This window comes from Sciscionella marina DSM 45152 (assembly GCF_000379465.1).
Lineage (GTDB): Bacteria > Actinomycetota > Actinomycetes > Mycobacteriales > Pseudonocardiaceae > Sciscionella > Sciscionella marina.
In genome coordinates this window covers 114,651-140,153 of record NZ_KB905381.1, presented here as the reverse complement: position 1 = coordinate 140,153, position 25,503 = coordinate 114,651, and the positions used below count along the sequence as shown (strand labels likewise).

Below are 25,503 nucleotides of genomic sequence, written 5' to 3'. Positions count from 1 at the left end.
GCATTGGACAAGTCCCCTCGATGCGGGCGAGCGAAGAGGACCAGGGCGGAGGCCGCGATGGGCACCGAGGACACGACGGACCCCGAGCTCGCCCGGCTGTTGGGTGCGCTGAAGGAGCGCAGTGGCCGAACCTACGAGGCGCTCGCTCGCCGCAGCGGACTGAGCCGTTCCTCGGTGCACCGCTACTGCACCGGGCGGGGGCGGCCACCCGAGTTCGGCACCGTGGAACGGATCGCGAAGGCCTGTGGTGTCTCCCGCGCCGAACTGCTCGACCTGCACCGAGCCTGGCTGGGTACGAACATCGAATCCGCCCAGCTCCCTGGCGAACCCGGGCAGGCGGATCCGCCCTCCGGTGAGCGTGGGGCGGACCGGCCCCAAGCGAATCGGCGCAGGGCGGTACTCGCGGTCGTTTCGGTGATCCTGCTCAGCGCCGCGGGGGTCATCCTGGCGCACACCACGTTCACCACCGGAACCGCGCATCCGGAGAATGCCGGGGACCCCGGCGTGGAGTCCGCGGCCGCGCGACTGTCGTGGAGCGGCTCGGCCGGGGTCCCCTCGTCGTTCTTCGGTGTGACGATGAACAGCACGAGCGGTGTCATGCCCTCGTTCAGTGTCGGCTCCGTGCGGTTCTGGGACAGCGGGACCCGATGGGCACAGTTGCAGCCCGGATCCGGCCGCTACGACTGGCACATCCTGGACCGTCTTGTCACCAGCGCCGAGCGCGCCCACCTGCCGATGGTCTACGTCTTCGGCGGCACACCGGAGTGGGCCAGTCCGAACGGCGATCTCGGCCCCTATCCGGACAAGTCCCGCACCTCCCCGCCCACGGATCTCGGCGACTGGGACCGGTTCGTCACCGCGCTCGCCGACCGCTACCGGCAGCGCATCGGCGCCTACGAACTCTGGTCGCTTGCCGATGACCGGCATTTCTACAGCGGCGATCCCGCCACTCTTGTCGAGATGGTCCGCAGGGCCGCGGGAATCATCCACCGGCTCGATCGGAACGCGACGGTCGTGTGTCCTTCCATGGGAAAGCAGTGGACGAGTGAAGGACAGTCCTGGCTGCGGCGGTTCGCCGAACTGGGCGGTTACCGTCACTGCGATGCCGCCGGGATCAAGCTCTACACCCGCGGCGACGACGACCGGCCGGAGACGATGCTGGATCTCGTCCACACCGTCGAATCCACCTTCCACCGCGCCGGTGTCCAACCGCCGCTGTGGAACACCGGCACCACCTTCGACATCCCGTTGCGCCGGGGAGTCGGCCAGCGCACCGCGGTGAACTACGCGACACGTGCTTACCTCGTCGCGCTCTACGCCCGATACCAGCGAATGTACTTCTATGCCTGGGGTGGGCGGAAAATCCCGGTCGTGATTCAGCCGGAGGGCGCCCGGCCGAGCCCCGCGGGGTACGCCATCGGCGTCCTCGACCGTTGGCTGGCAGCCACCGCGATCACCGGTTGCGGGCACGGCCCGGAGAACGATCTGCCCCGGCACACCTATCGGTGCGGATTCACCACACCGCGGGAGCGTTTCGCCGTCTACTGGACCGATCGCGGTACGAGCACGCTGCCCGCCCGCCGGACCGACACCACGCTGCGCCGGGTGGACGGCAGCACCGACATCGTCCCGGCCGGGCGGCCGATCGGGCTCGATGAGCGCCCGGTCCGGATCTCCGAGGGAGCCTAGCCTCGATCTTTCGAGAGTGTTATCGATGACCGTGGAACACCTCACAGTTCAGGCCGTGACCTCCGACATCACCTGCCGGACTGTCCTCGCGATCTCGACCGCGTTCGGTGTGTCTGAGTGCACGCAGATCGAGTCGACCTGTATGGGGAAGGGCTCACCGGTCACCGCCGTTGCGACGCCGTGGATCAAGGCTTGCTGAGCGCGTTCGGTGGCTTCGTCGACCGGTGTAGCACGCGGACGCCTGGCGACGATGAGACCGCCGTCGGCATCGTATCCGAGGTCGACGTAGAACTCCGCGACGAAGGGGATGCCGAGCTTGCGCGCGGCCTTTTCGTGTTCGCTGGCACCGATGCCGAACACGGGGACTTCGTAGTCGGCGGCGACCCTGGTGATCGCTTCCGCGAGTTGGGGTTGCCTCGAGGACATGCCGTACAGCGCGCCGTGCGTCTTGATGTGGTCGAGGGGCGCGCCTTCTGCTTTGAGGAACGCGGCCACTGCTCCCACTTGGTAGCGGACGATGTCCTCGGTCTCCTCGGGGAACAGGGTCATCTCCCGGCGACCGAAACCGACGAGGTCCGGCAGTCCGGGGTGGGCACCGACGGTCACTCCTCCGGCGAGGGCCAGTTGCACGGTCTCGCGGATACCACTCGGGTCACCGGCGTGGAATCCGCATGCCACATTGACAGTGTCGATCAGTCCGACGAGTTCCTCGTCGTTGCCGAAAGAATGGATACCGAGGGACTCACCCATATCCGAGTTCAGGGAAACCATGTTTTCCTCCATGACTGGTTCTGTGTTCGTTCTTCTGTCCGGGTTTCGCTGGTGGTTTTCGTAAGCTGCGGTCCTGCCGTCAGCCGAGTTCGGCGGCAAGATGCTGCACCGCTTCGCTGATCGCCGGGCCGAATGCCCCGGCCAGTTCGGTTGGTTCGATATCGGTGCTGTAGAGCAGGAGTGAGCGTCCGGGTTCCAGTTCGATGACATCGACGGTGCCGAGATGGGATTGGACCGGTAAGTCGCCGCCGGTCACTCGGTACTGCAAGCGGCGCAGTCGCGAGTCCGAGACGACGATTTCTTCCTCGAGTACGGCACCATCGGACAGGGTGACGATACGGAACTCATCGGTCCGGGCGACCAGCTCAGCTGCGGCCTCGCCCGAGGACCCGGATACCGTCTCTATCTCGCCCTCTCCGGCGGCATAGCCGTGCCCACGGTGCTCGGCTCCCGCTCGACCTTCCTCGTCGCGGGCATCGGCGGGCACGACGGCCGCGCGCTCGAACCGGCCGACCTGCTCGATATCGACCAATCCGGTTCAGAACACCGACCGCACCGGCGCGTACCGGCAAGCCTGCGCCCCGCCTACACCAACAGCTGGGAGATCGAGGTGATCCGCGGTCCGCACGCCGATCCGGACTTCCTCACCGAACAGGACTTCGCCGAATTCCTCGATTCGGCATGGCGCTGCGACCTAAGCTCGGACCGCGTCGCCGTCCGATTCAACCCACATCGTTTCGAATGGGCACGCCAAGGCGGTGAAGTAGCCGGCGGACACCCATCGAACATGCTCGACGGAAGCTACCCACTCGGCGGCATCCTCGCTTACGGAGATGTGCTCACCATCCTCGGCCCAGACAGCCACACCAGCGGCGGCTTCGCCGTCATCGCCACCGTGGTCTCGGCCTCCTTCTGGAAAGTCGGCCAGCTCCGGCCAGGCCGCGACACGGTGACCTTCCGGGAAGTCGACCTCGAACAGGCCGCGGCCCTCAAGACACACCTGGATCAGATCCTCACCCCGACAAATCTCGAAAGACGCTGACAGTTCGTTCCCGGGCGAGTCCTCCTACACGCGTGCCTGGTGCGCTGCCGTGTCCGGTGATCGTGATGCGTTTACGCCTGCGGTCGGCATCGTCCTTGGTGATCCTGAACCCGCTTTGTCGCCGGGCTCGTAACCCAGGTGGTCGGCCGTCTCGGTATCCAACGCGCGTTCGGGCACCCGCCGGATCAACTCGGTGCGCAGTCCGCCCGGGCCAACCAGCTCACGCCCCGAGGAATCGGCCTGGCGCAGCAGCCGCTCCACCGTTTCTACCTCGGTGTCACCACTCCCGATCGGTCACCGGCGCCGTGGACCGAAGACTGGCTACACGCCGATCCGGATCGTTTCACGGTCTGAACGGCTTCGCCGACCCACGACGGCCGGAGCGGTCGGCCATCACCGCCTCACCGCCATTGGCCGGGCCTCGATAACCGCCGCTTCGGGTGCGGTGCGGTCCCGGCCGTCTGGCTTTGTCGGTCGGGACACCGTGCGCCCGGAATCGATGATGTGCAAGACCACAGCCACCCGGGAGCGTCACCCGAGTCGGCAGTGTCGAATGGGTGAACCGTCTGTTCGTCCGCGGCAAAGGCGTGCCATTCGCCGTTGCGTCGCGCACTGCGCGCGGCGCTCAATCGGTCCGCTGCGGGATCGGTCGTGGCGATCGAGCGTAGTTCGGTCCCGATGAGTCGTCGTGTGGACACTTCTACTGGTACCAGGTGATGGTGCAACCACTGCGTCGTGCCGCCTGCTCGACCGCGACGGTATCCAGGGGTTGTCCGGTCATGGTGATCGTCGGCAGTAGGGCGACACTGTATTCGTGCCCATACCGTTGCAGGAAATCGACGAGATCGGCCGAGCGTACGGTGGGTTCGGTTGTCCGGGGGCGAAGTTTCGCGAGCCTGCGAGCAGGGCGCAGTCCGTGTGCGCGCAGTTGCTCTGCCGCGACCTCCTCGACGGCGTCCTCGCATTCGGCGAGTACCAGAATGCCGAGCCGCACACCGGTCGGGTGAAAGTGTTCGGTGAGAAATCGTGCTGCTGTTTCGACAATCGACGCCATCGTCCGACCATATCAGTACTAGACATGCCACTTGACTGTGCTGTAAATTAACTTGGGTCTTGCTCCGAGAGTGATAGCCACGACCCGCGTCAACATACGTCGGTGTGGCCGCGCAGGAGGTGCGTCGTGGCGAACGACGATCTGACAAGTCCCGCCGACAGTCCTCCGGGTGGATCGGTAGCCGGTGTTGAGCGAAAATCGTTACAGGGCAATGAAACCCATGCGGCTGTGCGTTCCACGCGATCGGTATTCCTCGTGGCCGCAGGCGCAACGACCCTCGAATACTACGATTTCATGCTGTACGGAATAGTCGCCTCCCTGGTATTCGGGAGAGTGTTCTTTCCGGTGTCCAGTCCGCTGACCGCAACGCTGTTGGCGCTCGCGAGTTTCGGTGTTGGTTTCGCTGCACGTCCGCTCGGTGGTGTGGTCGCGGGATACTGGGGCGATCGTCGCGGGCGACGTCCCGTCCTGATCGCATCGCTGTTGATCATGGGATGCGCGACGGCGTTGGTGGGTATATTGCCCGGTTATGAACGGCTTGGCTGGGGCGCGCCGGTGCTGCTTGTTGTGCTGCGCCTGATCCAAGGGTTGGCCACAGGAGGAGAGAGCGGCGGCGCCGTGGTCTATGGCGTGGAGTCGGCGCCCGGGCATCGGCGCGGTGTCTACGGCAGTTTCTCGGGAATGGGCCAGAGTCTCGGGGCGCTCTTGGCAATGGTGATCTTTGGTGTCATCTCGGCTTCTCTTTCCGAGGACGATCTGTGCAGCTGGGGATGGAGGGTTCCGTTCCTGATCGGCGGCGTATTGACGGTCATCAGTGTCGTACCGTTGTTGCGCAGTCCCGATACATGGGATTTCGTGCGCGACGTCGCGCAGAATTCCGGGGCGAAGCGGAAAGGCCCGCTGCTGGCCCTGTTCCGCCATCATCCGCGGTCGCTGTTGCTGGCGACAGGGTTGAGTGTGGGCACCAACGGGACGATCTATATCTTACTGACCTTCTCGGTCATTTATGCGACGAAGAACAGCTGGTCGGAATCCGAGGCGGTCTACGGTCAGATCGTGTTGACCGCCGCGGTGACCGCCTGCATTCTCTTCGCCGGGATACTCACCGATAGATTCGGGGCGTACCGGTTGCTGCTCGCAGCGAGCGTGCTCACGGGTATCTTCAATTTCGTACTATACGCCGCGATCTCCAGCGGCAGCGCCGTAGCCTTCTTCGGGGCGTTCGCCGTGGCGGGCTTGATCAACGCGTTCGTCACGGGCTGTACACCGGTATATTTCGCCAGTCTGTTTCCAGCATCGGCGCGGTACAGCGGTGTGTCCGTCAGCTACCAGGCAGGCGCTGCGATCAGTGGTTTCGCCCCCGCGGTCGCGGTGTTCCTCTTCGATATCTCCGGCGAGGCGATGTGGGCGGCTCCGTTGTTCGGTGCTGTGCTGGTCGCCGTGCTGGCGGTCTGCACGGTCATGCTCCGGGACAGCGCTCGTTCCCTCGACAACACAGAGGCGATGCGGACCGTCGAAAGGAATTGATCATGGATCACAGCAAAGTATCGATCGAACCGGCCGGCCGAACGGTTTCCTCGGGACGTTTACGGGAGACGATGCGCTGGTTCGCGACCGGGGTGACGGTGGTCGCCACGAACGACGAACGGGCGAACTATGCGGCGGTGGTGAACTCTTTCACCTCGGTATCCTTGGAGCCGCCGCTCGTGCTCGTGTGCCTTCACGCCCACTCGCGGACCTGTGCGGCCATCCAGCGTCGCGGCTCGTTCAGTGTCTGCGTGCTCGCCGAGGGGCACCGGGAGCATTCGCAGCGGCTTGCGACGTCGCAGCCGACCCTCGACGACGAGGCGTTCGAGACCGTCGACGGGTTGCCGGTGATCCGCGACTCCCTGGCAGGCCTGTTGTGCGAAGTCGAATCCATGCAGGTCAAGGGTGACCACGTGATCGTCTTTGGCTGCGTGGTGCGTACGCACTACGCCAGGCGCGATCCGCTGCTGTATTACGACGGCCAGTACCGCGTGCTCAGTGGTCAGTTCGGCAGCGCGTCCGTCCCGGGCGCGGCAACCGCCAGGAAGTAGGTACGCGAGCGCGGACCGAGTGCCTCGAGTGTCGCGCGATAGGCCGACAGTGCCGCAGTACGGGCGCTCGCGTGTGGAGACCACAGCCGGGGAAGCTCCGGGTCGAGGTTGGCGAAGGACTGGAACGTGTGGAGCATCCGAGTGCAGGCGATGAATGATCCTTTCTCGGACAGTGTGGAGGCCTTGGCCGGTTTCCCGTAACTTCGGGCGAACCGCTGATAGAGCTCGGCAAGTTCGTCGAGCTGCCACAGGTGCCCGAGAAAGGCTGCGGGCACCTCGTCATCGTCCAGGCGGGCGCGGAATATCGCGACAGCGTCGGTGATTCCGAGCAGTTTGGCATGGGCGCGTACCTCGGAGACGTAGTCCTTGGGGGATGCCCAGACTGCGCCCTGCATCTGCCCGAATCCGTGGAACCGCAACTGCTTGACGAACTCGGACCGCTCGGATTTCCGGCTGTCCGGCAGGTTGTGCCACACGAGGGTCCAGGTTTTCGGGGAGACGTCGGCCGCATCAAGCGTCAGGAGCCGGTTGTCCGTGTCTTCGAGCAGGTGAAGACTGCGCGGGGTCAGCGTGTACGACACCGCTCGGCCGTCCCGATGAGGATCCGCGAGCCCACGGTGCACCATGCGATTCAGCGTCATCCGGGCCGTGACGGGGGTGATACCGAAATGTTCGAGCAGCGTCACCAGTCCGCCCGACCACACTGCCGCGGTCCGCGGCCGCAGGTAGGCGCCGAACATGCTGAACAGCAGACCCTGGGGTTTCGGGTCGAACAGGTCGTCGTCAGTCGAGGTGCTCAAGGCCCCAGGTTATCAGCGATCGGATCGATAGAAATAGTTGACAACGCTCTTAGGTGCGATGAAAAATAAATCCATGGTTGCTACCGACGAAACGCTGGCCGAGGTCCGCGAAACGCTTCCGGTACGGGAACCGTCCACTGCGGCCGCGGTGTTGGAGAACGCCGATATCGTGGCCCCAGCGGTGCTCGCCGAAGCGGATCGCTGCGAGTCGCAGACACGGTTGTCGTCCGCGCTCACCGAGTTGTTCCGCAGGGCGGGGCTGTTCCAGATGGGATTCCCGGCCAGTCGTGGTGGTATCGAAATGCGGCTGGCGGACCAATTGACTGTGGTCACCAAGATCGCGAAGCTGGATGCGAGCGCTGGCTGGAATGTCGCGGTACTGAACGCGTCCGGGTTTTACGCGGGACGGCTCGACGAGGATGCTTACCGGTCGTTGTACCCCACCCGGGATCTGCCGACGGGAGGGTCCTTCCATCCACCCGGCCGTGCGGAAATCGTGGACGGCGGGTATCTGGTGAGTGGTCGATGGGATTGGGGCAGCGGTACCCATACCGCAGAGCACGTCGTGGGCGGCTGCCAGGTCTACCGGGACGGTGAGCCGGTCTGCCGTGAGGATGGACGCCAGTTGCTGCTCGGTGTGTGGTTGCCGCGGGATTCGGTTTCGCACATCCCGAACTGGAACGCGCTCGGCATCCGGGGCTCGGGAAGTTCTTCGTACGAGGTCATCGAGCCAGTTTTCGTACCCGCGAACCACACCTTCGATCGCGGAGCACCGCCGAACCCGCTCGCTGATCCGCTCAACAAGCATGTGGAGCTGCTCTTCTTCCCGTTGACCGGGGTGTATCTCGGTCTGGCGCAGCGGATCGTGGACTTCACCTTGGACGCTGTGCACAGCCGCAGTCGTGGCGATATCTCCCGTGTGGACGGTGCGACAAGCCAACAGCTCGGGCAGGCATGCTGTGAGGTCGAGTTCGCCCGCAGTGGTGTCACGGATGTCGCCAGGCGCACCGATGATGCCATTTTCGCCCCCCACCGCGTGCTGACACCGCTCGAGGAAGCCCGGTTGCGGGTGGCCAACAGCCAAGCCGCGCAGACCCTGCGCCGTGTACTGGATTTATGCAGCGATCTCTACGGTTCCCGGTACATCTATCAGTCGGATCCGCTCGAGCGGGTGATCCGGGATTCGTGGGGTGCGCTGGCCCATTTCGGGGCGAAACGGTTCCACTGGTCGGGCTATGCGGCGACACTGCTCACGCAGCGTTCGGAAGCGCTGTCCGTGCACGGAGTTCCGGCATGACCCGGAACAATGGCGACGTGCTCCGGGTCCGGGTTGTCCAGGCCGGTACGACCCGATGTGGGCTCGCCGAAGGTGATTACTTCGACGTGGTGGGGCCGGAACTGCGGATTCCGAGCGGACGTCCGTTCTGTTTGCAGGCGATGATGGCCGCGATACCGCTGTTGACCTCCCGGATGGAAAACCATTCGGCCGAACATTGGCTGGAACGCAAGCCATTCGTGTGCTGCCCGGATCCATATGAGCGCGTCCTGCTCTCGATGGACCGTCCCGGCGCCGCTGGGGAGCCATCGTGACCGGCCGGATTCGATGCACAGTGGAGGCGATGAACTACTCGGCCTGTGGCATGTCGGTCGGAGATCGCTTCGACATCCATGGGGGCGAGCTGTCACTGCCGCAGGGGCGGGGATTCTGCTTCTACGCGATCGCTGCTGTGGCCAATGCGATGGCCGGCCGTGAAAACGACATGACACTGCAGGACTGGGCGTCTGAGCAACCGCTGATCGCCTGCCCCGACCCGCCCGAGAACCTCGTTATGCGGATGCGTCATCTCCCGGAAGGGGTGGATGAACATGGACGGTGATCTCGTGCTGAGTGTCCGGGTGGGCGCCGCCGGCCACGGGACCCGCGGGCTGACGGCCCGGGCGGTGGAAGCCGAGGAGGCGGGATTCGACCAGGTGTGGTCCGGCAACGACATTTTCGGGCCCCCTGGGATCGCCGGGCTGGCTTCGATGCTGCTGTCCACCAGCCGGATCAAGGTCGGTGCCGGAGTGCTGGACCCGGTATCGATCCACCCGGCGCAGATCGCGCAGATCGCTTCCGGGTTTCAAGAACTCTCCGGGGACCGATTCATTCTCGGCCTCGGTGCCGGCTCGGATGTCTTTTTCGGATGGGCAGGGTTGACCCCTGCCAAACCGGTCGTGCGAACCAGGCAGGCGGTCATCGCCGTCCGGGAACTGACCAATGGGCGCAGCCCCGCCGGCGTTCCCGGGGCCGGGGATTGTTGGGCCGAGCAGGCGCGGATCCAGCAACCACGTCCGGTTCCGATCTACGTCGGTGCGATGGGTCCCCGGATGCTGGCGATGACCGGGCGCTACGCCGACGGTGCCCTGCCGCTGTGCCTGCCCCCGCGGCAGGTCTACCGGTCGATGGAACAGATCCGAGCTGGAGCGGCCGAGGTGGGCCGGTCCGTTGATGAGATCGACATCGCCGGTTGCCTGTGGTGTTCGATCGACCCCGATCCCACCATCGCACGTCGATTGTTGGCTCGACATATCGCCCACTACAGCGGCTCGCTGAGCACGGACGTGCTCCTCGCCAACGGGCTCGATCCGGAAGAGTTCGCCCGCACGCAGGCGCTGATGCTGGACGGAGACGAGGATGCCGCGATCGGGATGGTGCTGTCCTCCTCGACGATGCTCGAGCTCGGCGTGGTGGGCGGTGCGGCCGAAGTGATCGAACAGTGCGCGACGCTGATCGAAGCGGGTGCGCGTCATCTCTCGTTCGGCCCGCCGATGGGCACAGACTCGTCCGAGGCGATGGCGCTGCTCGGCAAGCAGGTACTTCCGGTACTGCGCTCCTCGTTCCACGTCGATGCCGTGGGGAGGCAACGATGATCGGCGTGATCGTGATCGGTGGCCGACAGGAACGGATCCCCGGGGATGTCGGCTGTGCCGCGAGTTTCGCTGGCCCCGTCGAATTCGAAGTCGCCGAGGACGCGACGATGCGGCAGGTATTCGAGGGCCGTGAGCACGAGATGCTGCCCGCGCTGCGCCGGGCCGGACAGACCCTGGTCCACCGGGGTGCCATGGTGATCACAACGACCTGCGGGCTGTTGACCGCCGTGCAGGCATCGCTGTCCCGGTACCTGAACGTGCCGGTGATCACCTCGGCGCTGTTGCAGCTGCCTGCACTGCTGGCGCTCCTGCCGCCCGGGCAGAAGATCGGTGTCGTGACTGCGATGGCAAGGCTGCTGACTCCACACCGGATCATCAGCGCCGGGGTACGTGCCGAGCAGCTGAAGCGACTCGCCGTCATCGATCTTTCCGGAACCCGGCACTTCCTTCCCTCGTTGACGGAAAACGAGAACTCACCCGAAGCCCGGCTGATCGAGCAGGAAGTCCTCGCGTGCGTGCGCGAGGTCCTCGTAGCGGAACCGGTCGGTGCCCTGCTGAGCGAGTGCGCCAACCTGCCTCCGTACAGTGCCGCCCTCCGAGCGGCGACCGGTCTTCCAGTGTGGGACGCCATGGATCAGATCCACTGGCTGGTGGGTACCGAGCAGGAGCGCTTCTCTGCCGCCGATACCGTGGGAGTGGCAGCCAAATGATCGACAATGGTGAACGGCCGGTAGAAGACGGGATGGAACTCGACTTCCGGACGAAGATGGATTACGGCTCGTACCTGGAGCTGGAGCGCCTGCTCTCGGCGCAGCGGCCCATCAGCCGACCCGAGCATCCGGACGAGTTGTTGTTCATCATCGCGCACCAGACCACGGAGCTGTGGTTCAAACTGCTATGGCACGAACTGCTCCGTGTGCGCGAGTACTTCGACGCCGACGACGCCAGCCGGGCACGCAAATCGCTGGCTCGCGTGAAGCACATCCTCCGCACGCTCGCCGAACAGTGGTCGGTTCTCAACACCCTGACCCCGAGCGAGTACCTGCAGCTGCGCGGTTTCCTGGCATCGGCATCCGGCTTTCAGTCCTATCAGTACCGGGCCGTGGAGTTCATCCTGGGGAACAAGAACGCCGATACTCTCCGAGTGTTCGAAGCGGACCCTGAACTCCACCGTAGACTGACTGAGGTACTGGACTCCGATTCGGTCTACGACTCTTTCCTGGGGTTCCTCGCTCGGCGTGGACACGCGGTCCCCGCTGAAATACGGAACCGAGATGTCCGCCGGTCCTGGACCGAGCGCGAAGATCTCATTCCGGTCTTCGCCCGGATCTACGACGACTCCGGGAGCTACTGGGTCGAGTACGCGGTGTGCGAGGATCTGGTCGATTTGGAGGACGCCTTCCAACTCTGGCGTTTCCGCCACCTTCGTACGGTGCGGCGCACGATCGGCTTCAAGAAGGGCACCGGCGGAAGCAGTGGTGCCGCGTTCCTGGAACGTGCTCTGGACCTGACCTTCTTTCCTGAGCTCTACACCGTACGAACGATGATCGGCTCCTGACGCGGATGCCGTCGGTCACGAGACCGACAGCCTCCCGTACTGCGCTGCCAGAGCAGCCTGTCCCTTCAGGCAGAAGACCCCTCATTACGGAGAAAGACCAATGCCGCACCACATCAGCAGACAAAGCTGTCAACGCTGGGACGCCCAGGACCCACTGGCATCGGTACGCCAGGAATTCGAGCTTCCCACCGATCTCGTCTATCTCGACGGGAATTCCCTCGGTGCCATGCCGAGACGTGCTCGAGAGCGCGTCGAGAACACGCTCGCCCTCGAATGGGGCAGGCAGCTGATCCGCAGCTGGAACGGCGCGTGCTGGTTCACCAAACCTCGATCTCTCGGCGACCGTATCGGCGGACTCCTCGGCGCCGCCCCCGGTCAGACCGTCATCACCGACTCGACCTCCGTGAATCTCTACAAGGCGATCGTCGCCGCTGCGCGACTGCGGCCGGGGCGCCACACAATCCTCGTGGAACGCCAAGCGTTCCCCACCGACATCTACATCGCCACCGGTGCCGCACGGGCAGTGCCGGATACGCGGATCCGGCTCATCGACGACAGCTCGGAACTCGAACAGGAGCTCACCAAGGACGTGGCGGCCGTCGTACTCGGCCACGTCGACTTCCGCACCGGGACGCTGCTGGACATGCCCGCGTTGACCGGCATGATCCATGCCGCCGGCGCTCTGGCGATATGGGACCTCTGCCACAGCGCAGGCGCACTCCCAGTCGTACTGGACGCTTCCACGGTCGACATCGCTGTCGGGTGCACCTACAAATATCTCAACGGGGGCCCCGGATCACCGGCGTTCATTTATGTGGCCCACCGCCACCTCGACCACATCGAGCAACCACTGACGGGATGGAACGGGCACGCGACACCGTTCTCGTTCAGTACCGAATACCAGCCACACCAAGGAATCGACCGGCTGCGAGTCGGAACGCCCGCCGTACTGTCCATGGTCGCCCTCGAAGGCGCCCTCGACGTATGGGATCAGGTCGAGATCGACGAGATCCGCGCCAAGAGCCTACGGATGACGCGGATGTTCGCCGAACTCCTCGTCGATAGCGGACTCGATATGCTGACGCCGACTCAGGAACACCTCCGGGGAAGCCAGATATCGCTGACCCATCCGGACGCGTACGCGATCATCCGGGCGCTGATCGATCGAGGTGTCATCGGCGATTTCCGTGAACCCGATGTGCTCCGTTTCGGATTCGCACCGTCGTATCTGCGCTACGTCGACGTCTACGACGCGGCCACCCAACTGCTCGACGTACTGCGGACCCGATCCTGGAACCTGCCCGAGTACACCGAGCGTCTCCTTGTTACCTGAGTTCGACGATCCCACGAGCCACAGCTTCATCGGCCAACTCTGGGCAGCTCCACCGTGCCAGCGGCACATAGATGCGAGCGGGTAGCTCACCGGCCAGGGCCTTGACCTCGGTGACCACGGCGGCGGGGCTGGTCGGCCGGCCCCGCGATCCCGTTGCGGCAGAAGCGTTTGCGCCACTTCCGGACAGTATCCACACTCACGTCCGGACACTGCGAGGTGTCTTCCGGTGACCGCGTGGCGGTGGTGTCCTCGGTCTGCTCGCGGGTTCGGGGCGTGATGGTGAGGTGAACGCGATTCCGGAATGGGCGACGATGCCGATGGCCATCGTTTCGAGCTGACCGCCGGTTCGCAAGGCACGCGGTCCTCATCGGACTCCGGTGGTTCTCATGCCCCGGGAGCTGGTGGGTTGTCGCGCAGCCAATAGTCGGCCCAGGTTGTGGCGCCGCGTGGGCCCAGGCCGAGCTGCGCAGAACCCTCGATCTGTCCGGCGCCCGACTGATCGGGGAACAACTCACGGTGTCGCTGGCGCACGAGCGGCTCGCCGGAACCCCGGACCACGGCCTGCGCGCGGAACTCGGCCGATGGTTCGCACAGGTCGCCGCGACCGCGGACAACTCGCGCGAGCTGGTCAGGACCGCGTGATGAGCGGCGGCAACCGCGTGACGAAGCCGACTTCCTGGGCTCTGGTGCTCGCTCTGACCTCAGCGGGGATCACGGTGGCCGTGCAGGTGGGCAAGGCCGTGGCCGCCCTGCCCGCGGTCACCGCGGATCTCCGGCTCTCACTGACCAGTGGCAGCTGGGTGCTGTCCGCGGTCAGCATCGCCGGTGCCCTCGGCGGACTCGCGCTCGGTGCTGTCATCGACCGCATCGGGCACCGACGCGCCCTGCTTGCCGGTCTCCTCCTGACCGCGGCGGGCAGCGGCATCGGCGCGTTCGCCGAGAACGTCTCGGTGCTGTTGCTCTCCCGGCTCGGCGAAGGCGTCGGCTTCACGGCCACCGCACTGTCGGTGCCACCCTTGCTGGTCAGGATCAGCGCGCCCGGGCAGCGCGGCATCGTACTCGGATTATGGAGCGCGTTCATTCCCGCCGGAACGGGGGTGACAACGCTGGTCGGCCCGTGGCTGATCGATGCGATCGGCTGGCGCGGACTCTGGCTGCTCGCCGCAACGCTCCCGGTGTTGGTCGCGGCATTCCTGGTCCCCACGACCAGATCCCTGTCTACCACCGCGCCGAACACCCATCCGGCACGCCGGGAATCCATCCGCGCCGTGCTCAAATCGCGCGGCATCCTGTTCGCTACGGTGGTATTCGCCTCCTATTCTGCCCAGTTCCTCGCGGTATTCGGGTTCCTGCCCACCCTGCTCACCCGACAGGGCGCGCTCCCACCGAAGACCGCCGCGATCCTCACCGCCACCGCGATCCTGGTCAACATCCCAGGAAACATCCTCGGCGGATTCCTCCGCGGCCGGGGCGTGCCGCGGTGGGTACTGATCGGGGCCGCCAGCGCCGTAATGGCCGCGAGCGCCTTCGCCATCTACGCCACCGGCACCCCGCTGGCACTGCGCTATGCGGGAAGCCTCGCACTGTCCTTCGCGGGTGGAATGATCCCCTCCACCCTGTTCGCCGCCGCCCCAGAACTGGCACCGCGCCCGGATGCGGCGGCCGCCACCGTCGGGGCACTACTGCAGGGATCCACTCTCGGACAGACCCTGGGACCACCCGCACTCGCAGCACTGACCACGGCATTCGGCTGGCAGTCGAGCCCGATCCTGCTCGCGTTCGCCGCGACCCTCGCAGCCGGGCTCGGCATCGCACTACATCGCAGCATCGGATTCCCGCGCAAGCGGCACGACCCCATCGTCAACCACCCACCGGAATGCCATTCAGCGCCAACCCCACGCAGCCCCTGAAGGTCGGGGTGTGACGCTCAGGTTTCTGGGAGGTCGTCGGGGTTCGGGCCTGGTTTGGTCGCCGTGTCGGTGGTGCGGGTCAGCACGGTGTTGGCGAGTGCGCCGGCGGTCGTATCGTCCAGTGAAGCATGCCCGAGCAGTAGTCGGTACCAGAGAGTTCCGTATATCTGGTCGACGAGCAGGTCGAGGTCGAGGTCGGGATCGAAGTAGCCGCAGTGCTTGTCCAGGAGTTCGCGTAATGCTTCCCGCCGGTGCGCCGTGAACTGGCGTAGCAGCTGGGCTGCGTGCTCGTCGATGGCCTGCACCGTCAGTGGCCCCGGCGCCTCAGCGCTCATCAGCCGGGTGGTCGCCTCCAGGATCGCATGCCGGGCCAGCTCATTGCGTCGTCGTCCGGTATGGGGCTCGGCTGCTGCGCGAGCGCCGACAGGAACTGGCGCAGCAGCTCGCCAGCAAAGCCGACAGAACAAGCAGTGCGCGACAGCACCTGCCGCCCGTCTTCCTGATCGAGAACGACTACATCATGGCGATGCAGGACGCCGAAATCGCTTGGATCGATCGGACCCTCGAGGCTATCGATGATGGCACGCTGCACTGGGATCCAGACCAGCTGATCGCGCGTGCAGCAACAGAGCACGACCAGCATGCCTGATGCGGGCCCACACCGCGTCGAACCCGAACAGCGCTTGGTCCAATCGTCAGATGGAACAGCCCAGCTGGTGACAAACCCAACCACCTTTGCTGTGGTACAGGACGAGCGTGGGTGTGTACGCCTGGTTGATGCAACCGCGGCTAGCGCCTTTGGCCGAACGTTTCGCGTCGCGGCGCCCGTCGAGGTAGTCGTCACTGAAGGTCCAGGGCCGGACGTCTTGCCGCCGTTGCCGTGGATGCGCACGCCGAGGTCGGGCGTTTCAGCACGCCTTGCCAATAGCGCACCAAAGGAATACTCCCGTCCGTGCAAGCACCCCCACCAACTCGACTCGACCCGCTCGCGCCTCCGGGCGCACCTCGATCACCCGAAAGCTCCGACGTCGACTGCTCCGGACAACTACCGCAGCAGATCTTTTATGTCCGGATTACCCAGCCGCGAAAGCTTTCCTGGCTGCGGGCTGCTGCCTGCCCGGATCATGTCGTAGCCTTTCGCCATGCCAAATTCTGCCCTGCAGTTGATCCCCGGTGCTATCGACCGTTTCGGCGCACGGGTGCACGCGGTCGAGGACCACCAGTGGAACGACCCGACGCCGTGCACCGAGTGGACGATCCGGGACCTCGTCAACCACCTGGTCGCCGAGCACCTGTGGGTCCCGCATCTGCTTGCCGGAGAGACTCTGGAACAGGTCGGCGATCGCTATGAAGGCGACGTGGTCGGTGCCGACCCCGTGCAGGCGTGGGATGAGGCGGCGGAGCGCTCCCTCGAGGCGTGGGACGGCACCGATCTTTCCGGGACGGCCCAGTTCTCCTTCGGAGAGGCTCCGCTCACTATGTACGCGGACCAGATGCTCGTCGACCTGACCGTCCACGAGTGGGACCTGGCCCGTGCGTCCGGCCAGGTCGAGTCGCTCGATCCGGCGGCGGTCGACAACTGCCTGGTCTACGCCCGTGCCAACGCCGAGCGAGTGGCGGGCCTGGGAATTTTCGCCCCTCCGGTGCCCACCACCAGCACCGACCCCGCCGTCCAGCTTCTTTCCATGCTGGGCCGCACCGCCTGACGGACATGGCGATTCGGCGCTCGGTATCGCGAACCGGTCACCGCCTACCTCGGCCACCTCTACCCGGAAACACAGCGCGAATAGTGTCGGCCGTTCCCCGCCGTCGCCAGCCATGCAGTTCATGTCCCCAGAACTGATGAACCAGGAGCGGCGAGCGGCTGCTGCCGTCGCCGGATTGCTGCGGCAGCGCGGTCATCACATAAAGGTCGGCGCCTTCGGTCTGCCGACCGCGGACCATAGGCCGCCCTTGTCCCAGCGGTGCGAATGCGCTGGGGGCTTTGTCCTCCTGGTCCGCCATCGAGACCGTTCTTACCTCCAGCACGGACACCCGGAGAGCGGACGGAACCAACGCATCCGAATCCTAGGCATCATCGCAGGCGGTGAAGCATCTCCTCGATCGTGTTCAGCCCTGTCCGGCGGTCACCATGGTGGCTTCAAGGTGAGCGCAGCAGGCGATGTCGGTCACGCCTCGACCAGCGAGTCGAGTGCGGTGCGCTTCCCCTCCGGATCTGGGCGGGCTGCGACGGTCCGGTGCACTCGCCGCGGGTCGCCCGATTAAGATCGACTGGAGCAACAAAAAGTTGCTATAGTGGTGGCGACGGCAGGGATTCAGGGAAGGGAGACCGGGATGCGGATTCTGGTCAGTGGTGCAGGGGTGGCCGGTTTGAGCGCGAGCATCGATTTGGCTCGTGCGGGGCACACGGTCGAGATCGTCGAACGGGCCGGACACTTGCGTACCAATGGTTCGCCGATCGACGTACGTGGTGATGCCGTCGGTGTCATCGAACAGATGGGGTGCCTGGATGAGGTCATCGAGCATTCCATCACGATGACCGAAGGGGCGAAGTTCGTCGCCGAGGACGGTTCGGTGATCGCTCCGCAGCCGATGGCGGAGACCAACGATTCCGACGACGACGTCGAGATTCCGCGCGAAGACCTGATGCGGCTTCTACGAGAGGCCCTGCCGGACAGCGCGCAGCTGCGTTTCGAGGACTCCGTTCGGAGCCTGTCCGACGACGGTGACCAGGTGACCGTCGTGTTCGAGTCGGGACAGGAAGGCCGGTACGACCTCATCGTCGGCGCGGACGGGGCGCATTCGAACGTGCGGCGACTGGTATTCGGCCCGGAACAGGACTTCGTCAAGCATCTGGGTCTGTACGTCGCGATCGGCAACGCACCAGCGCAGGCGGTCTCGGGAAACGCACCGCATTCGGTGCACATCCTCAATCTGCCTGGGCGGATGGCGTGTCTCGGCCGGTATCGTGACCAAGCGCTCGCGATCTTCACCTTCCGCTCGGAGCGCATCGAGTACGACCATCACGACCTGTCCGCTCAAAAACGCATCCTCGCCGATTTCTACGGCGAAGACCCGCAGTGGAAAATCCCCCAGTTACTGGCCGCCGCCCACGCCGACCCGGAACTGTATTTCGACGCCATCGCCCAGATCCGCATGCCCATATGGCACGACGGACGCGTCGTACTCATCGGCGACGCCGCACACTGCGCGACCCCAATGGCAGGCCGCGGCACCTCACTGGCACTGACCGGAGCATGGATCCTCACCGAAGAACTTACCCGGCACGACGGTGACCACGCAGGGGCGTTCACCGAATACGAACGGCGCCAACGGCCCTACTCGGACAAGGCACAGGCGTCCGCAAGCGGTGGGGCCGATCTCATGGTCCCCGCCACGGAAGAGGAAATCGAGCAGCGCAACACGCGGCTGCTTTCCGCGCAGTAAAGTCAAGGGCAGGCCGCGGGCATCCTCGCCGGAGAGCCGACACCGTGGCGCCGCCCCCTACCCTGGTGCCTGACCGGCCCGCCGCCGAGCAGCGATACCTCAGGAGCAAATGAGCATGGCCGAGCGCCGTAGGACGGGCAATGACACCGGAAGCACCACACCGGCACGCCGTCCGGGCGGACGAAACGCCCGCCTGCGCGAGCGCATGCTGACCGCTGCGGCCGAGCTCATAGCGCGGGATGGCATCGAGAGGTTTCGCTACGAGGAAGTGGCCGAGCTCGCCGAGGTGAATAAGACCACCGTCTACCGGAACTGGCCAGACCGCGCCGAGCTGGTGATCGAGGCACTGTCCTCCTACGACGCGGACACCGTCACGGTGAAAGACTCCGGTAACCTCCGCGCGGATCTGGCGGACTTCCTCGTGGCCCTCGCGGATTCCCTGTCCACACCGCGCGGCCGCGCGCTGTCGAACGTCGCGGCCACTTCCCCGGCGAACGACGAAATGATCGCGATCGTGGATGCCGCGCACGAACGGCGAATGACGACCATGCGTCAGCGGCTGGACGAGGCGTTCGAACGCGGCGAGCTGCCGCCAGTGGACATTCATTTCCTCACCGAAATGCTGGCCGGTCCGGTGCATTTGCTCCTGCGCCGGGGACCTCGCTCTTTCACCCGCGAGGACGCGGAACAGATCATCGATATCATCCTGGCCGGCATTCGCGTCCGGAAATAGCCGATCCCCGGGGATGAACGTCTTCAGACGGATTCATCGCCGAGTCATTCGATCAGGACACGGCTCGAGGAACACCGGACTGTCCTGGTTTGTTGGAGAACCTCCATGTCCGCACGTCCTGGCGACCACGATCGCGCTGTGGACGGTCCTCGTGCTCTGGGAACGGCGGGCGAAGACACCGTTCTTCGATGTTCGCCTCCTGGCCAGAACCTCGCCCTGACCCGTACCTACATCCGTTTCGCCATCGTGATGCTCTGCTCGTACCTCGTTCTCTACGGCAACACCCAATGGCTCGAAGCCGCCAAGCGGTTCTCCGGGTTGAATGCGGGACTGCTGTTGCTGCCGATAACGGTTGTCTCCGGCATTGTCACTATCCCGGTAACGTTCCTTCGGCTACCTGGGCTCCACCGGATCGTCCGCGGTGATCGGCGTCGTCTTCCGAGACAATGTCACCAACTCGGGGATCGGTGTCATCGGCTGGATCATGCTCGGCACCAGCGTGGTACTGCTCTTGCTCGCACCGATCGACCGGAGGTTACCGCGCACCGCCGCCACCGGTGTAGCCGCCGGGAAGCGCGATCGATCCAAGCAGTTACGCGAACTACGCGACAAACCTCATCGAGACTCATTCGGGAGCGACGATGTCTTCGGATCGCCGTCGCGCGGCGGCTCCCGGTAGCAGATGAGCAGCACGAGTAACGCGATCAGCGACACGGCGACTACGTAAGTCGGAACGACCGCGCCGCGAAGCCTCGTTGCGGTTTCGGGCTCCACAGCGATATCCGGCCACCAGCGATGAGACTCGGTGATCAACAGCAACCGTCACCGTCGCGCGGAAGCGTTTGCACAGCGGAAAAGCGACGCAGCGACAAAACACACCGAGCGTGGAATCCCGGAGACATACACAGGGAATCCGGAGAACCTCGAAACCTTGCGGCAACAAAAAGTTGCACCAAGCCGCCGTTCGGGGTAGGAAGGTGGAGTGGACTCCGCCGCTCCACTGCGGAGCGGCGCAAAGCAGCCCTCCGCACTACCGGATCTTGGAGCAGTCATGGCAAATGACCGTTATCCGCCCAATCCGGGCGACACGCTGATATTCGAGAACGACCGCGTCCGTGTCTGGTCCATGCCCCTGGCTCCCGGTGGCATGTTCGACTTCCACCAGCACCACTACGACCACCTCATTCTGTGGCCGGACGCGGGGAGAACCGAAGGTCAGGACCTCGGCGATCCCGAATGGTCGCTTTCCCTGGATGTCACGCCGGGATTCGCGATGTTCAAGACGGTCGGACACAGCGGCCCGCTTCGCCCACACCGCATTCGCAACCTCGAGGACCGCAGCATCACCCACTACATCGTGGAGTTGATCGGGGAACCCTTTCCCAGCCCGACCGAATTGCCGGGGGCCATCAACACCAGGGGACAGTTGACCGACCGGCGCAGCCAGAAGAGGCAGGAAAGGCCATGACTCAGTACATTTCCCACGGTGACATCACGATCGCCTACGAAGAATCCGGCTCCGGCGAACCGCTGATCCTGCTCCACGGCGGAGAGAGCGGCCACATCCAGTACGACACGTTCCGGCCGCTGCTCGGCGAGGGAATACAGGCCATCGCCTACGACCAGCGCGATACCGGCGGCTCCACGAATCCCGCGCAGCCTTACCGGATAGCGGATCTCGCCGACGACTGCGCGGCCCTGATCCGGGGCCTCGGCCACGAACGCGCGCACATCTTCGGCGCCTCCTACGGCGGCGCCATTGCCCTGCAGCTCGGGATCAGCCGAGCGGACACCGTGCGGACGCTGACCGTCGCAACCGCGATCCCGCAGTTCTCCACCGCACCGGCCACCGCTCAGAACCTCACTCATGCCGGGGAAGACCGCGCAGCCACCATGCTCGACGCCGTCCTATCCGAGAAGGGAAAACAGTCCCCCGAACTGTTCGCCGAGAGCCAGCGAATTCTGCTCCACCGCCCCGCCGAGGCGGACAAGCGCCGGATGGACGCGATCCGCGGGTTCGACGTCCTCGGCCGTCTTGGCGAGATCACCGCACCTACCTTGCTGATCTACGGCGGCGACGATCCGCTCGGCAAGCCCGAGTACGGACAGCAGATCCTCAAGGCGATCCCCCATGCCCGCCTCGAGATACTGCCCGGCATGCGGCACGGAATCACTCTGGAGGCCAAACACGAGGTAGCCACGCTGCTTCGGAACTTCATCCTGGCCCCAGCGCGGTAAACCACCTGCCGAATAGCGCATCGACCGGCTCATCCCGCCGCAACTTGGCCAGATCCGACTCGACGAACGACTCACCGGTCAAACCCGCCTCGACAGCGCCGGTACGGGCCAGATCCAGACGAGCAGAGGCCACATCGACACCAACGACCGAGCCCTCCGGCCCGACCAGTTCGGCAAGCAGCATGCTCGTGTCCCCCACACGGCAACCGATGCCGAGTACCCGCCTCGATCCCAGCCAAACGCACCAGATACGCACTGTGCGGGCAAGGATATCGGCCTGCAACTGCAGCCGCTCGGTCTCAGCAGAGGTACGGCCCATCGCATAACGATCGTCGACAGATTCGGTCATCCTCCGAAGCCAGCCCTCCCGCACATTAGCACGGTGCCGATCGCGGTCAACCATGAAAGCGCGCGGCCCGTGCCCTGTTACGACGAACCTCTTGCTGAGAGGTACGACATGCCATCCGCCAACCTCCCAATGACCGGCGTCTTCCCGCGGCGCCGATTGTGCACCCCGGGTCTGACAGCTTCCCGATGCGAAAACGCCCCCGATTCGACACCGCTCGAACGTGAGGCGGCTGGTCGTCGCTCACCAACCGACACCGCGATGCCCCGGAAACTCGATGAAAAGCTGCGCACAACAACCCCATACCTGACCCGAGCAGGTGTCGGCAATCGACTCCGCCCTCCCCTTACCGCGGTATACGATCATCGACAAGCCAGGCGAACCATCGCGTGCCAGGAAAGCGCAAGCCCATGGGCCTGCGGTCATGCCCCTCGCTCATCGATCGCCGCAGGAAGGGTCCCGCATGCGTTCCGACCCCGAGCGAAATATACGAGCTGGACTGCATGAAATGCCGCGCATTCCCGCCATTTACGACAGGCCCCGGAAATGGGTGATGATGCAGTGCGCGTGGCGCGCGGAGTGTTTCACCCGGCGATAGGTCGGGTCAACCACCTGTATGCGAGACAGTGGTGGTCATCCTCAAGACAACGAGCCGTTGACCCAAGGATGACGCCCCACTGATCTGTAGGGTCTCAAGAAGGACTTCACTTTTTCACGAGACACTTCATGCCCGTTTCATTTGTGAAGGGTGGATGAGAGGGGCCGCCTACGCGCAAAGGCCGCTGGTGTCGAATTCGATGAGGCGATCGCATCCGGCGCCTGGGCCGGGTTTAGGACGAGGCTGCCGTCAAGGCCTCCAGCTCGGCGGCCGACAGATCCAGATCTTGCATAGCGAAGAGTGCAGGCAGTTGCTCCACCCTGCGCGCGGAGGCGATCGGCGCGGTCACAGTCGGCTGCTGTGCGAGCCAGGCCATGGCGACCGTGGCCATCTCCACCCCTCGCTGCGTCGCGACGTGCTCCAAGGTCTGGAGCACTTTCATCCCTCGATCGGTGTCGGCGTAACCGCCCGCCATCCCGGGAATGTTGCGCACACCCTCGACGGGCACTCCCGGCCGGTACTTACCGGTGAGGAACCCGGAGGCGAGAGCGAAGTACGGAACGCAGGCCAGGCCCTCGCGCTGCACGATGTCCCGCCGCGGGCCTTCGTAGGTGTCACGCGAGATGAGGTTGTACTGCGGCTGCAGCGCCACGTAGCGAGCCAGCCCCTCGCGATCGGAGAAGGCCAGTGATGCGGCGAGCCGCTCCGGGCTGATGTTGGAGGTCGCGATGGCGCGCACCTTGCCGGCCTTCACGAGCTCGTGGAGCGCTGTGATGATGTCTTCAACCGGGATGGACTCGTCGCGGTCGAAGTGGGTGTAGTAGAGGTCGATGTGGTCGGTGCGCAAGCGCCGCAAAGACTCCTCGGCGGCAGCTTTGATGGTGGCGGGCGCGAGGCCCAGGTACTGCGGGTGGTCGCCGACCTTCGTCGCGACGACCACCTCGTCACGGTTGCCGCGGGCGGCGAGCCAGTTGCCGATGATGGTCTCGGACTGGCCCGGCTCGTTGCCCTGCTCGGGGAAGTAGTTCATGTACGAGTCGGAGGTGTCGACGAAGTTGCCGCCCGCGGCGACATAAGCGTCCAGCACAGCACCTGACTGCTTCTCGTCCGCGGTCCAGCCGAACACGTTGCCGCCGAGGCAAAAGGAGGAAACCTGAAGACCGGACGACCCGAGGGCCCGAAGTTCACTCACAAACCAAAACTAGCACATTTCCCAGCCTGGAGTTCCTACCGGCCGGGGTGATAGCCGCGCGGCTTCAGCGCGCCCATAGGTGATCGTGCAGGGCGCGAGCGCCCCAAGGCATGACCGATTCGGCGCCGAGCTAGACCACGAAGGGGACGAAGGGCTCGAAGGCTCAGTGAGCGCCGAGACGGCGAACACCGAGCAGTCCACCCTGCGGCTGGACCAGAGATCAGATCCTCGCCCCGCCCTGCAATGACACCCCGAACAAATGCCCGAAACTGAGGCTGATCTTGATGAAGCCGCCTTGAGACAACCAGCAAGGGGACTGTCCATGTCTGGCTCTGGCTCAGTTCCGGTGGTGGGCTTGGTTATCCGAGGAGAATGCGGTGGCGTAGGAGCTGGTATCCGGCATTCCCGTACATTTGTCTTTTGATCAGTTTGATTTTCGTGTTGATTCCTTCGATGGGCCCGTTGCTGTAAGGCGGGGTGAATCCGGCGAGCGCGGCGTCGTGATCTTGTTCCAGACCGCGCAGGAACGGTGCCGGCTCAGCGATCCCGGACTCGCAGGCTTGCCCAATCCAGACGCCCAGGTCACGGCCTTGCCGCTCGGTGAGGATCGCGGCGAGATCGCGGACCAGCGCGGCCAGGCGAGTCATCTCGGGACAGGCCGCAACGAGTTCGCCCAGATGCTCCCGTCGGGCAGCGGAAAGCTGCGATGGCCTGGTCATGATCCAGGTCGCGAGACGGCGCGGTGAGACCGCGACCCGGTCACCCTCGAGACGGCCCTCGTTGATGTAGCGCCACAGCAGGTTCAACCCGCCGGTGTAACCGCGAACCTTGATCTCGGCGAACAACTGTGTCACCGGCACTCCCGGTTCGGTAGCCCGCCGGGCCCACAGGAAGTCCCGATGAGGGTCCACGATGCTCGCCCGGTATTGCGGAGGGCAACGCAACGTGTCCGGTTGCATCGCCCGCGCATACCGCTTCACCGTATTCAACGACAAGCCCAGACGACGGGAGCAATCCAGCAGTCCGACGCCGTGGTCGATCAATGCATGCACGGCGTGCCAGCGTTCAATGGTGGTGGTTTCCCGGGCCAGGTGACGCCGCGGCGGTCCTGATACGGCCCAGCACCGGCCGTGCGCGGCGACCGCTTTCTCCACGACCCGGGCCAAACCGCGCCACAAATGCCAGCGATCCGACACCTGGGTCGCGCCGGGGCGGACTCGGCGGATCGCTTCGGCGTAGGTCATCGAGCCGTCCCGCACCACCGTGTCCACCCCTGGGTGCTCGGCCAACCAGCGGGCCACTGTGTCTGATTTGCGGTCGGACAAGACCTCGAGCCGCTCGTGCGTGACGGGGTCGACGATGACCGTGGCGTACCGGCGGCGGCGCAGCAACGCGAAATCATCCACACTCACCACTGACGCGATGTCCTTGCGCGGTAAGGGAATCTGAAGCAGGACGCGGATGGCCGTATGCCGGGACCATCGAACCGGCAGCGCCGCCAACAACCGAGCACCGGCACGACCGGCCAGCTCGCGCACCACCGCGCCGACGGTCTTGCTCAACCGCGTGGCCCGACGCTGGTAGCGCCCCAGCACACCCGGAACCTGCTCCCGAAACGTACGCCGGCAACCCGTCGCGGGACACAACAGCCGACGGACCTACACCCGGACGGTGACCGGCCACCCGTCGAGCGGCAGATCAGCCACGCAACGCCAGTGATAGCCAGGCAGACGCTCGGAATCGGCCCCGCAGTCAGGACAGGCAGCCGACCCATCCACCATGGCAGCAACAACCCTGACCCCGT

The 25,503-nt window shown here is 65.0% G+C and carries 28 protein-coding genes; 19 read left to right on the top strand and 9 right to left on the bottom strand.

Annotated features, from left to right (window positions below; genetic code table 11):
* Positions 1-57: 57 nt before the first annotated feature.
* Positions 58-1,689, top strand: coding sequence for a helix-turn-helix domain-containing protein (locus A37U_RS42605; RefSeq protein ID WP_051111582.1), 1,632 nt, complete (start codon positions 58-60; stop codon positions 1,687-1,689).
* A gap of 48 nt (positions 1,690-1,737) precedes the next feature.
* Here A37U_RS42605 and A37U_RS0106610 read toward each other — a convergent pair whose 3' ends face one another.
* Complete coding sequence (locus A37U_RS0106610) at positions 1,738-2,460, bottom strand: 5-oxoprolinase subunit PxpA (RefSeq protein ID WP_040586982.1); 723 nt, start codon at positions 2,458-2,460, stop codon at positions 1,738-1,740.
* Positions 2,461-2,722: 262 nt separating this feature from the next.
* Between A37U_RS0106610 and A37U_RS42595 the strand changes: the two genes are divergently transcribed.
* Positions 2,723-3,502 carry a hypothetical protein gene (locus A37U_RS42595; RefSeq protein WP_083933256.1) on the top strand — a complete coding sequence of 260 codons (780 nt, stop codon included), beginning with the start codon at positions 2,723-2,725 and terminating at the stop codon, positions 3,500-3,502.
* A gap of 24 nt (positions 3,503-3,526) precedes the next feature.
* Here the strand turns inward: A37U_RS42595 and A37U_RS51310 are convergent, their stop codons facing one another.
* Both A37U_RS51310 and A37U_RS0106590 read right to left on the bottom strand, forming a co-directional pair.
* Complete coding sequence (locus tag A37U_RS51310; RefSeq protein WP_157182666.1) at positions 3,527-3,763, bottom strand: hypothetical protein; 237 nt, start codon at positions 3,761-3,763, stop codon at positions 3,527-3,529.
* Between the two features lie 439 nt (positions 3,764-4,202).
* Positions 4,203-4,556, bottom strand: coding sequence for a hypothetical protein (locus A37U_RS0106590; protein WP_020495827.1), 354 nt, complete (start codon positions 4,554-4,556; stop codon positions 4,203-4,205).
* A gap of 126 nt (positions 4,557-4,682) precedes the next feature.
* On the opposite strand from A37U_RS0106590, the gene A37U_RS0106585 reads away from it, so the two are divergent.
* Together A37U_RS0106585 and A37U_RS0106580 are read left to right on the top strand one after the other, a co-directional pair.
* A complete protein-coding gene (locus tag A37U_RS0106585; protein WP_205622884.1) occupies positions 4,683-6,083 on the top strand; it encodes an MFS transporter in 1,401 nt (466 codons plus the stop codon).
* Positions 6,084-6,085: 2 nt separating this feature from the next.
* On the top strand, positions 6,086-6,634 hold the full coding sequence (locus tag A37U_RS0106580) for a flavin reductase family protein (RefSeq protein ID WP_020495825.1): 549 nt from the start codon (positions 6,086-6,088) through the stop codon (positions 6,632-6,634).
* Here the strand turns inward: A37U_RS0106580 and A37U_RS0106575 are convergent.
* On the bottom strand, positions 6,586-7,434 hold the full coding sequence (locus A37U_RS0106575) for a PaaX family transcriptional regulator (RefSeq protein ID WP_020495824.1): 849 nt from the start codon (positions 7,432-7,434) through the stop codon (positions 6,586-6,588). The genes A37U_RS0106580 and A37U_RS0106575 overlap by 49 nt on opposite strands.
* Before the next feature lie 73 nt (positions 7,435-7,507).
* On the opposite strand from A37U_RS0106575, the gene A37U_RS0106570 reads away from it, so the two are divergent.
* From A37U_RS0106570 to A37U_RS0106530, 9 genes are all read left to right on the top strand, one after another.
* Positions 7,508-8,731: an acyl-CoA dehydrogenase family protein gene (locus A37U_RS0106570; RefSeq protein WP_020495823.1), complete on the top strand. Its 1,224-nt coding sequence runs from the start codon at positions 7,508-7,510 to the stop codon at positions 8,729-8,731.
* Positions 8,728-9,024 (top strand): TIGR04076 family protein, encoded by a 297-nt coding sequence (locus A37U_RS0106565; protein WP_020495822.1) that lies wholly within the window; start codon positions 8,728-8,730, stop codon positions 9,022-9,024. The genes A37U_RS0106570 and A37U_RS0106565 overlap by 4 nt, the downstream gene beginning before the upstream one ends.
* Complete coding sequence (locus A37U_RS0106560; protein WP_040586814.1) at positions 9,021-9,311, top strand: TIGR04076 family protein; 291 nt, start codon at positions 9,021-9,023, stop codon at positions 9,309-9,311. Before A37U_RS0106565 ends, A37U_RS0106560 begins: the two co-directional genes overlap by 4 nt.
* Positions 9,301-10,344 carry an LLM class flavin-dependent oxidoreductase gene (locus A37U_RS0106555; RefSeq protein ID WP_020495820.1) on the top strand — a complete coding sequence of 348 codons (1,044 nt, stop codon included), beginning with the start codon at positions 9,301-9,303 and terminating at the stop codon, positions 10,342-10,344. The genes A37U_RS0106560 and A37U_RS0106555 overlap by 11 nt, the downstream gene beginning before the upstream one ends.
* Complete coding sequence (locus tag A37U_RS0106550; protein ID WP_020495819.1) at positions 10,341-11,054, top strand: aspartate/glutamate racemase family protein; 714 nt, start codon at positions 10,341-10,343, stop codon at positions 11,052-11,054. The genes A37U_RS0106555 and A37U_RS0106550 overlap by 4 nt, the downstream gene beginning before the upstream one ends.
* Complete coding sequence (locus A37U_RS0106545; RefSeq protein ID WP_020495818.1) at positions 11,051-11,902, top strand: tryptophan 2,3-dioxygenase; 852 nt, start codon at positions 11,051-11,053, stop codon at positions 11,900-11,902. The genes A37U_RS0106550 and A37U_RS0106545 overlap by 4 nt, the downstream gene beginning before the upstream one ends.
* A gap of 100 nt (positions 11,903-12,002) precedes the next feature.
* Positions 12,003-13,235 (top strand): kynureninase, encoded by a 1,233-nt coding sequence (kynU, locus tag A37U_RS0106540; protein ID WP_020495817.1) that lies wholly within the window; start codon positions 12,003-12,005, stop codon positions 13,233-13,235.
* 516 nt (positions 13,236-13,751) lie between these two features.
* Entirely contained in the window at positions 13,752-13,877 is a 126-nt protein-coding gene (locus tag A37U_RS54355; RefSeq protein ID WP_020495816.1) for a hypothetical protein, read from the top strand.
* Positions 13,878-13,894: 17 nt separating this feature from the next.
* Complete coding sequence (locus A37U_RS0106530; protein WP_157182665.1) at positions 13,895-15,145, top strand: MFS transporter; 1,251 nt, start codon at positions 13,895-13,897, stop codon at positions 15,143-15,145.
* A 17-nt stretch (positions 15,146-15,162) separates the two neighbouring features.
* On the opposite strand, the gene A37U_RS48130 is transcribed toward A37U_RS0106530, so the two are convergent.
* Both A37U_RS48130 and A37U_RS53410 read right to left on the bottom strand, forming a co-directional pair.
* A complete protein-coding gene (locus A37U_RS48130; protein ID WP_240437526.1) occupies positions 15,163-15,483 on the bottom strand; it encodes a TetR/AcrR family transcriptional regulator C-terminal ligand-binding domain-containing protein in 321 nt (106 codons plus the stop codon).
* Positions 15,480-15,788, bottom strand: a complete 309-nt coding sequence (locus A37U_RS53410) for a hypothetical protein (protein WP_240437539.1) — start codon at positions 15,786-15,788, stop codon at positions 15,480-15,482. The genes A37U_RS48130 and A37U_RS53410 overlap by 4 nt, the downstream gene beginning before the upstream one ends.
* A 499-nt stretch (positions 15,789-16,287) precedes the next feature.
* On the opposite strand from A37U_RS53410, the gene A37U_RS0106515 reads away from it, so the two are divergent.
* From A37U_RS0106515 to A37U_RS0106490, 6 genes are all read left to right on the top strand, one after another.
* Positions 16,288-16,851 carry a TIGR03086 family metal-binding protein gene (locus A37U_RS0106515; protein ID WP_020495812.1) on the top strand — a complete coding sequence of 188 codons (564 nt, stop codon included), beginning with the start codon at positions 16,288-16,290 and terminating at the stop codon, positions 16,849-16,851.
* A 628-nt stretch (positions 16,852-17,479) separates the two neighbouring features.
* Positions 17,480-18,592 carry an FAD-dependent monooxygenase gene (locus tag A37U_RS0106510; protein WP_020495811.1) on the top strand — a complete coding sequence of 371 codons (1,113 nt, stop codon included), beginning with the start codon at positions 17,480-17,482 and terminating at the stop codon, positions 18,590-18,592.
* Between the two features lie 115 nt (positions 18,593-18,707).
* On the top strand, positions 18,708-19,325 hold the full coding sequence (locus A37U_RS0106505) for a TetR/AcrR family transcriptional regulator (RefSeq protein WP_051111580.1): 618 nt from the start codon (positions 18,708-18,710) through the stop codon (positions 19,323-19,325).
* Positions 19,326-19,746: 421 nt separating this feature from the next.
* Positions 19,747-20,004 carry a hypothetical protein gene (locus A37U_RS0106500; RefSeq protein WP_020495809.1) on the top strand — a complete coding sequence of 86 codons (258 nt, stop codon included), beginning with the start codon at positions 19,747-19,749 and terminating at the stop codon, positions 20,002-20,004.
* Between the two features lie 372 nt (positions 20,005-20,376).
* A complete protein-coding gene (locus tag A37U_RS0106495) occupies positions 20,377-20,793 on the top strand; it encodes a hypothetical protein (protein WP_020495808.1) in 417 nt (138 codons plus the stop codon).
* Positions 20,790-21,563 (top strand): alpha/beta fold hydrolase, encoded by a 774-nt coding sequence (locus tag A37U_RS0106490; protein ID WP_020495807.1) that lies wholly within the window; start codon positions 20,790-20,792, stop codon positions 21,561-21,563. The genes A37U_RS0106495 and A37U_RS0106490 overlap by 4 nt, the downstream gene beginning before the upstream one ends.
* Here the strand turns inward: A37U_RS0106490 and A37U_RS42580 are convergent.
* The 3 genes from A37U_RS42580 to A37U_RS42575 form a co-directional block, all read right to left on the bottom strand.
* Complete coding sequence (locus A37U_RS42580; protein ID WP_157182664.1) at positions 21,541-21,912, bottom strand: methyltransferase domain-containing protein; 372 nt, start codon at positions 21,910-21,912, stop codon at positions 21,541-21,543. The genes A37U_RS0106490 and A37U_RS42580 overlap by 23 nt on opposite strands.
* An 827-nt stretch (positions 21,913-22,739) precedes the next feature.
* Complete coding sequence (locus tag A37U_RS0106480) at positions 22,740-23,699, bottom strand: aldo/keto reductase (protein ID WP_026196930.1); 960 nt, start codon at positions 23,697-23,699, stop codon at positions 22,740-22,742.
* Positions 23,700-24,058: 359 nt separating this feature from the next.
* Positions 24,059-25,345, bottom strand: a complete 1,287-nt coding sequence (locus A37U_RS42575) for an ISL3 family transposase (RefSeq protein ID WP_205622883.1) — start codon at positions 25,343-25,345, stop codon at positions 24,059-24,061.
* Positions 25,346-25,503: the final 158 nt, after the last annotated feature.

Excerpts from the sequence above, each read along its gene's own strand:
- A37U_RS42605 (WP_051111582.1), top strand. The coding sequence starts at position 58 with ATGGGCACCGAGGACACGACGGACCCCGAGCTCGCCCGGCTGTTGGGT.
- A37U_RS0106610 (WP_040586982.1), bottom strand. The coding sequence starts at position 2,460 with ATGGTTTCCCTGAACTCGGATATGGGTGAGTCCCTCGGTATCCATTCT.
- A37U_RS0106590 (WP_020495827.1), bottom strand. The coding sequence starts at position 4,556 with ATGGCGTCGATTGTCGAAACAGCAGCACGATTTCTCACCGAACACTTT.
- A37U_RS0106580 (WP_020495825.1), top strand. The coding sequence starts at position 6,086 with ATGGATCACAGCAAAGTATCGATCGAACCGGCCGGCCGAACGGTTTCC.
- A37U_RS0106570 (WP_020495823.1), top strand. The coding sequence starts at position 7,508 with ATGGTTGCTACCGACGAAACGCTGGCCGAGGTCCGCGAAACGCTTCCG.
- A37U_RS0106565 (WP_020495822.1), top strand. The coding sequence starts at position 8,728 with ATGACCCGGAACAATGGCGACGTGCTCCGGGTCCGGGTTGTCCAGGCC.
- A37U_RS0106555 (WP_020495820.1), top strand. The coding sequence starts at position 9,301 with ATGGACGGTGATCTCGTGCTGAGTGTCCGGGTGGGCGCCGCCGGCCAC.
- A37U_RS0106550 (WP_020495819.1), top strand. The coding sequence starts at position 10,341 with ATGATCGGCGTGATCGTGATCGGTGGCCGACAGGAACGGATCCCCGGG.
- A37U_RS0106545 (WP_020495818.1), top strand. The coding sequence starts at position 11,051 with ATGATCGACAATGGTGAACGGCCGGTAGAAGACGGGATGGAACTCGAC.
- kynU (WP_020495817.1), top strand. The coding sequence starts at position 12,003 with ATGCCGCACCACATCAGCAGACAAAGCTGTCAACGCTGGGACGCCCAG.
- A37U_RS53410 (WP_240437539.1), bottom strand. The coding sequence starts at position 15,788 with ATGCTGGTCGTGCTCTGTTGCTGCACGCGCGATCAGCTGGTCTGGATC.
- A37U_RS0106515 (WP_020495812.1), top strand. The coding sequence starts at position 16,288 with ATGCCAAATTCTGCCCTGCAGTTGATCCCCGGTGCTATCGACCGTTTC.
- A37U_RS0106510 (WP_020495811.1), top strand. The coding sequence starts at position 17,480 with ATGCGGATTCTGGTCAGTGGTGCAGGGGTGGCCGGTTTGAGCGCGAGC.
- A37U_RS0106505 (WP_051111580.1), top strand. The coding sequence starts at position 18,708 with ATGGCCGAGCGCCGTAGGACGGGCAATGACACCGGAAGCACCACACCG.
- A37U_RS0106495 (WP_020495808.1), top strand. The coding sequence starts at position 20,377 with ATGGCAAATGACCGTTATCCGCCCAATCCGGGCGACACGCTGATATTC.
- A37U_RS0106490 (WP_020495807.1), top strand. The coding sequence starts at position 20,790 with ATGACTCAGTACATTTCCCACGGTGACATCACGATCGCCTACGAAGAA.
- A37U_RS42580 (WP_157182664.1), bottom strand. The coding sequence starts at position 21,912 with ATGACCGAATCTGTCGACGATCGTTATGCGATGGGCCGTACCTCTGCT.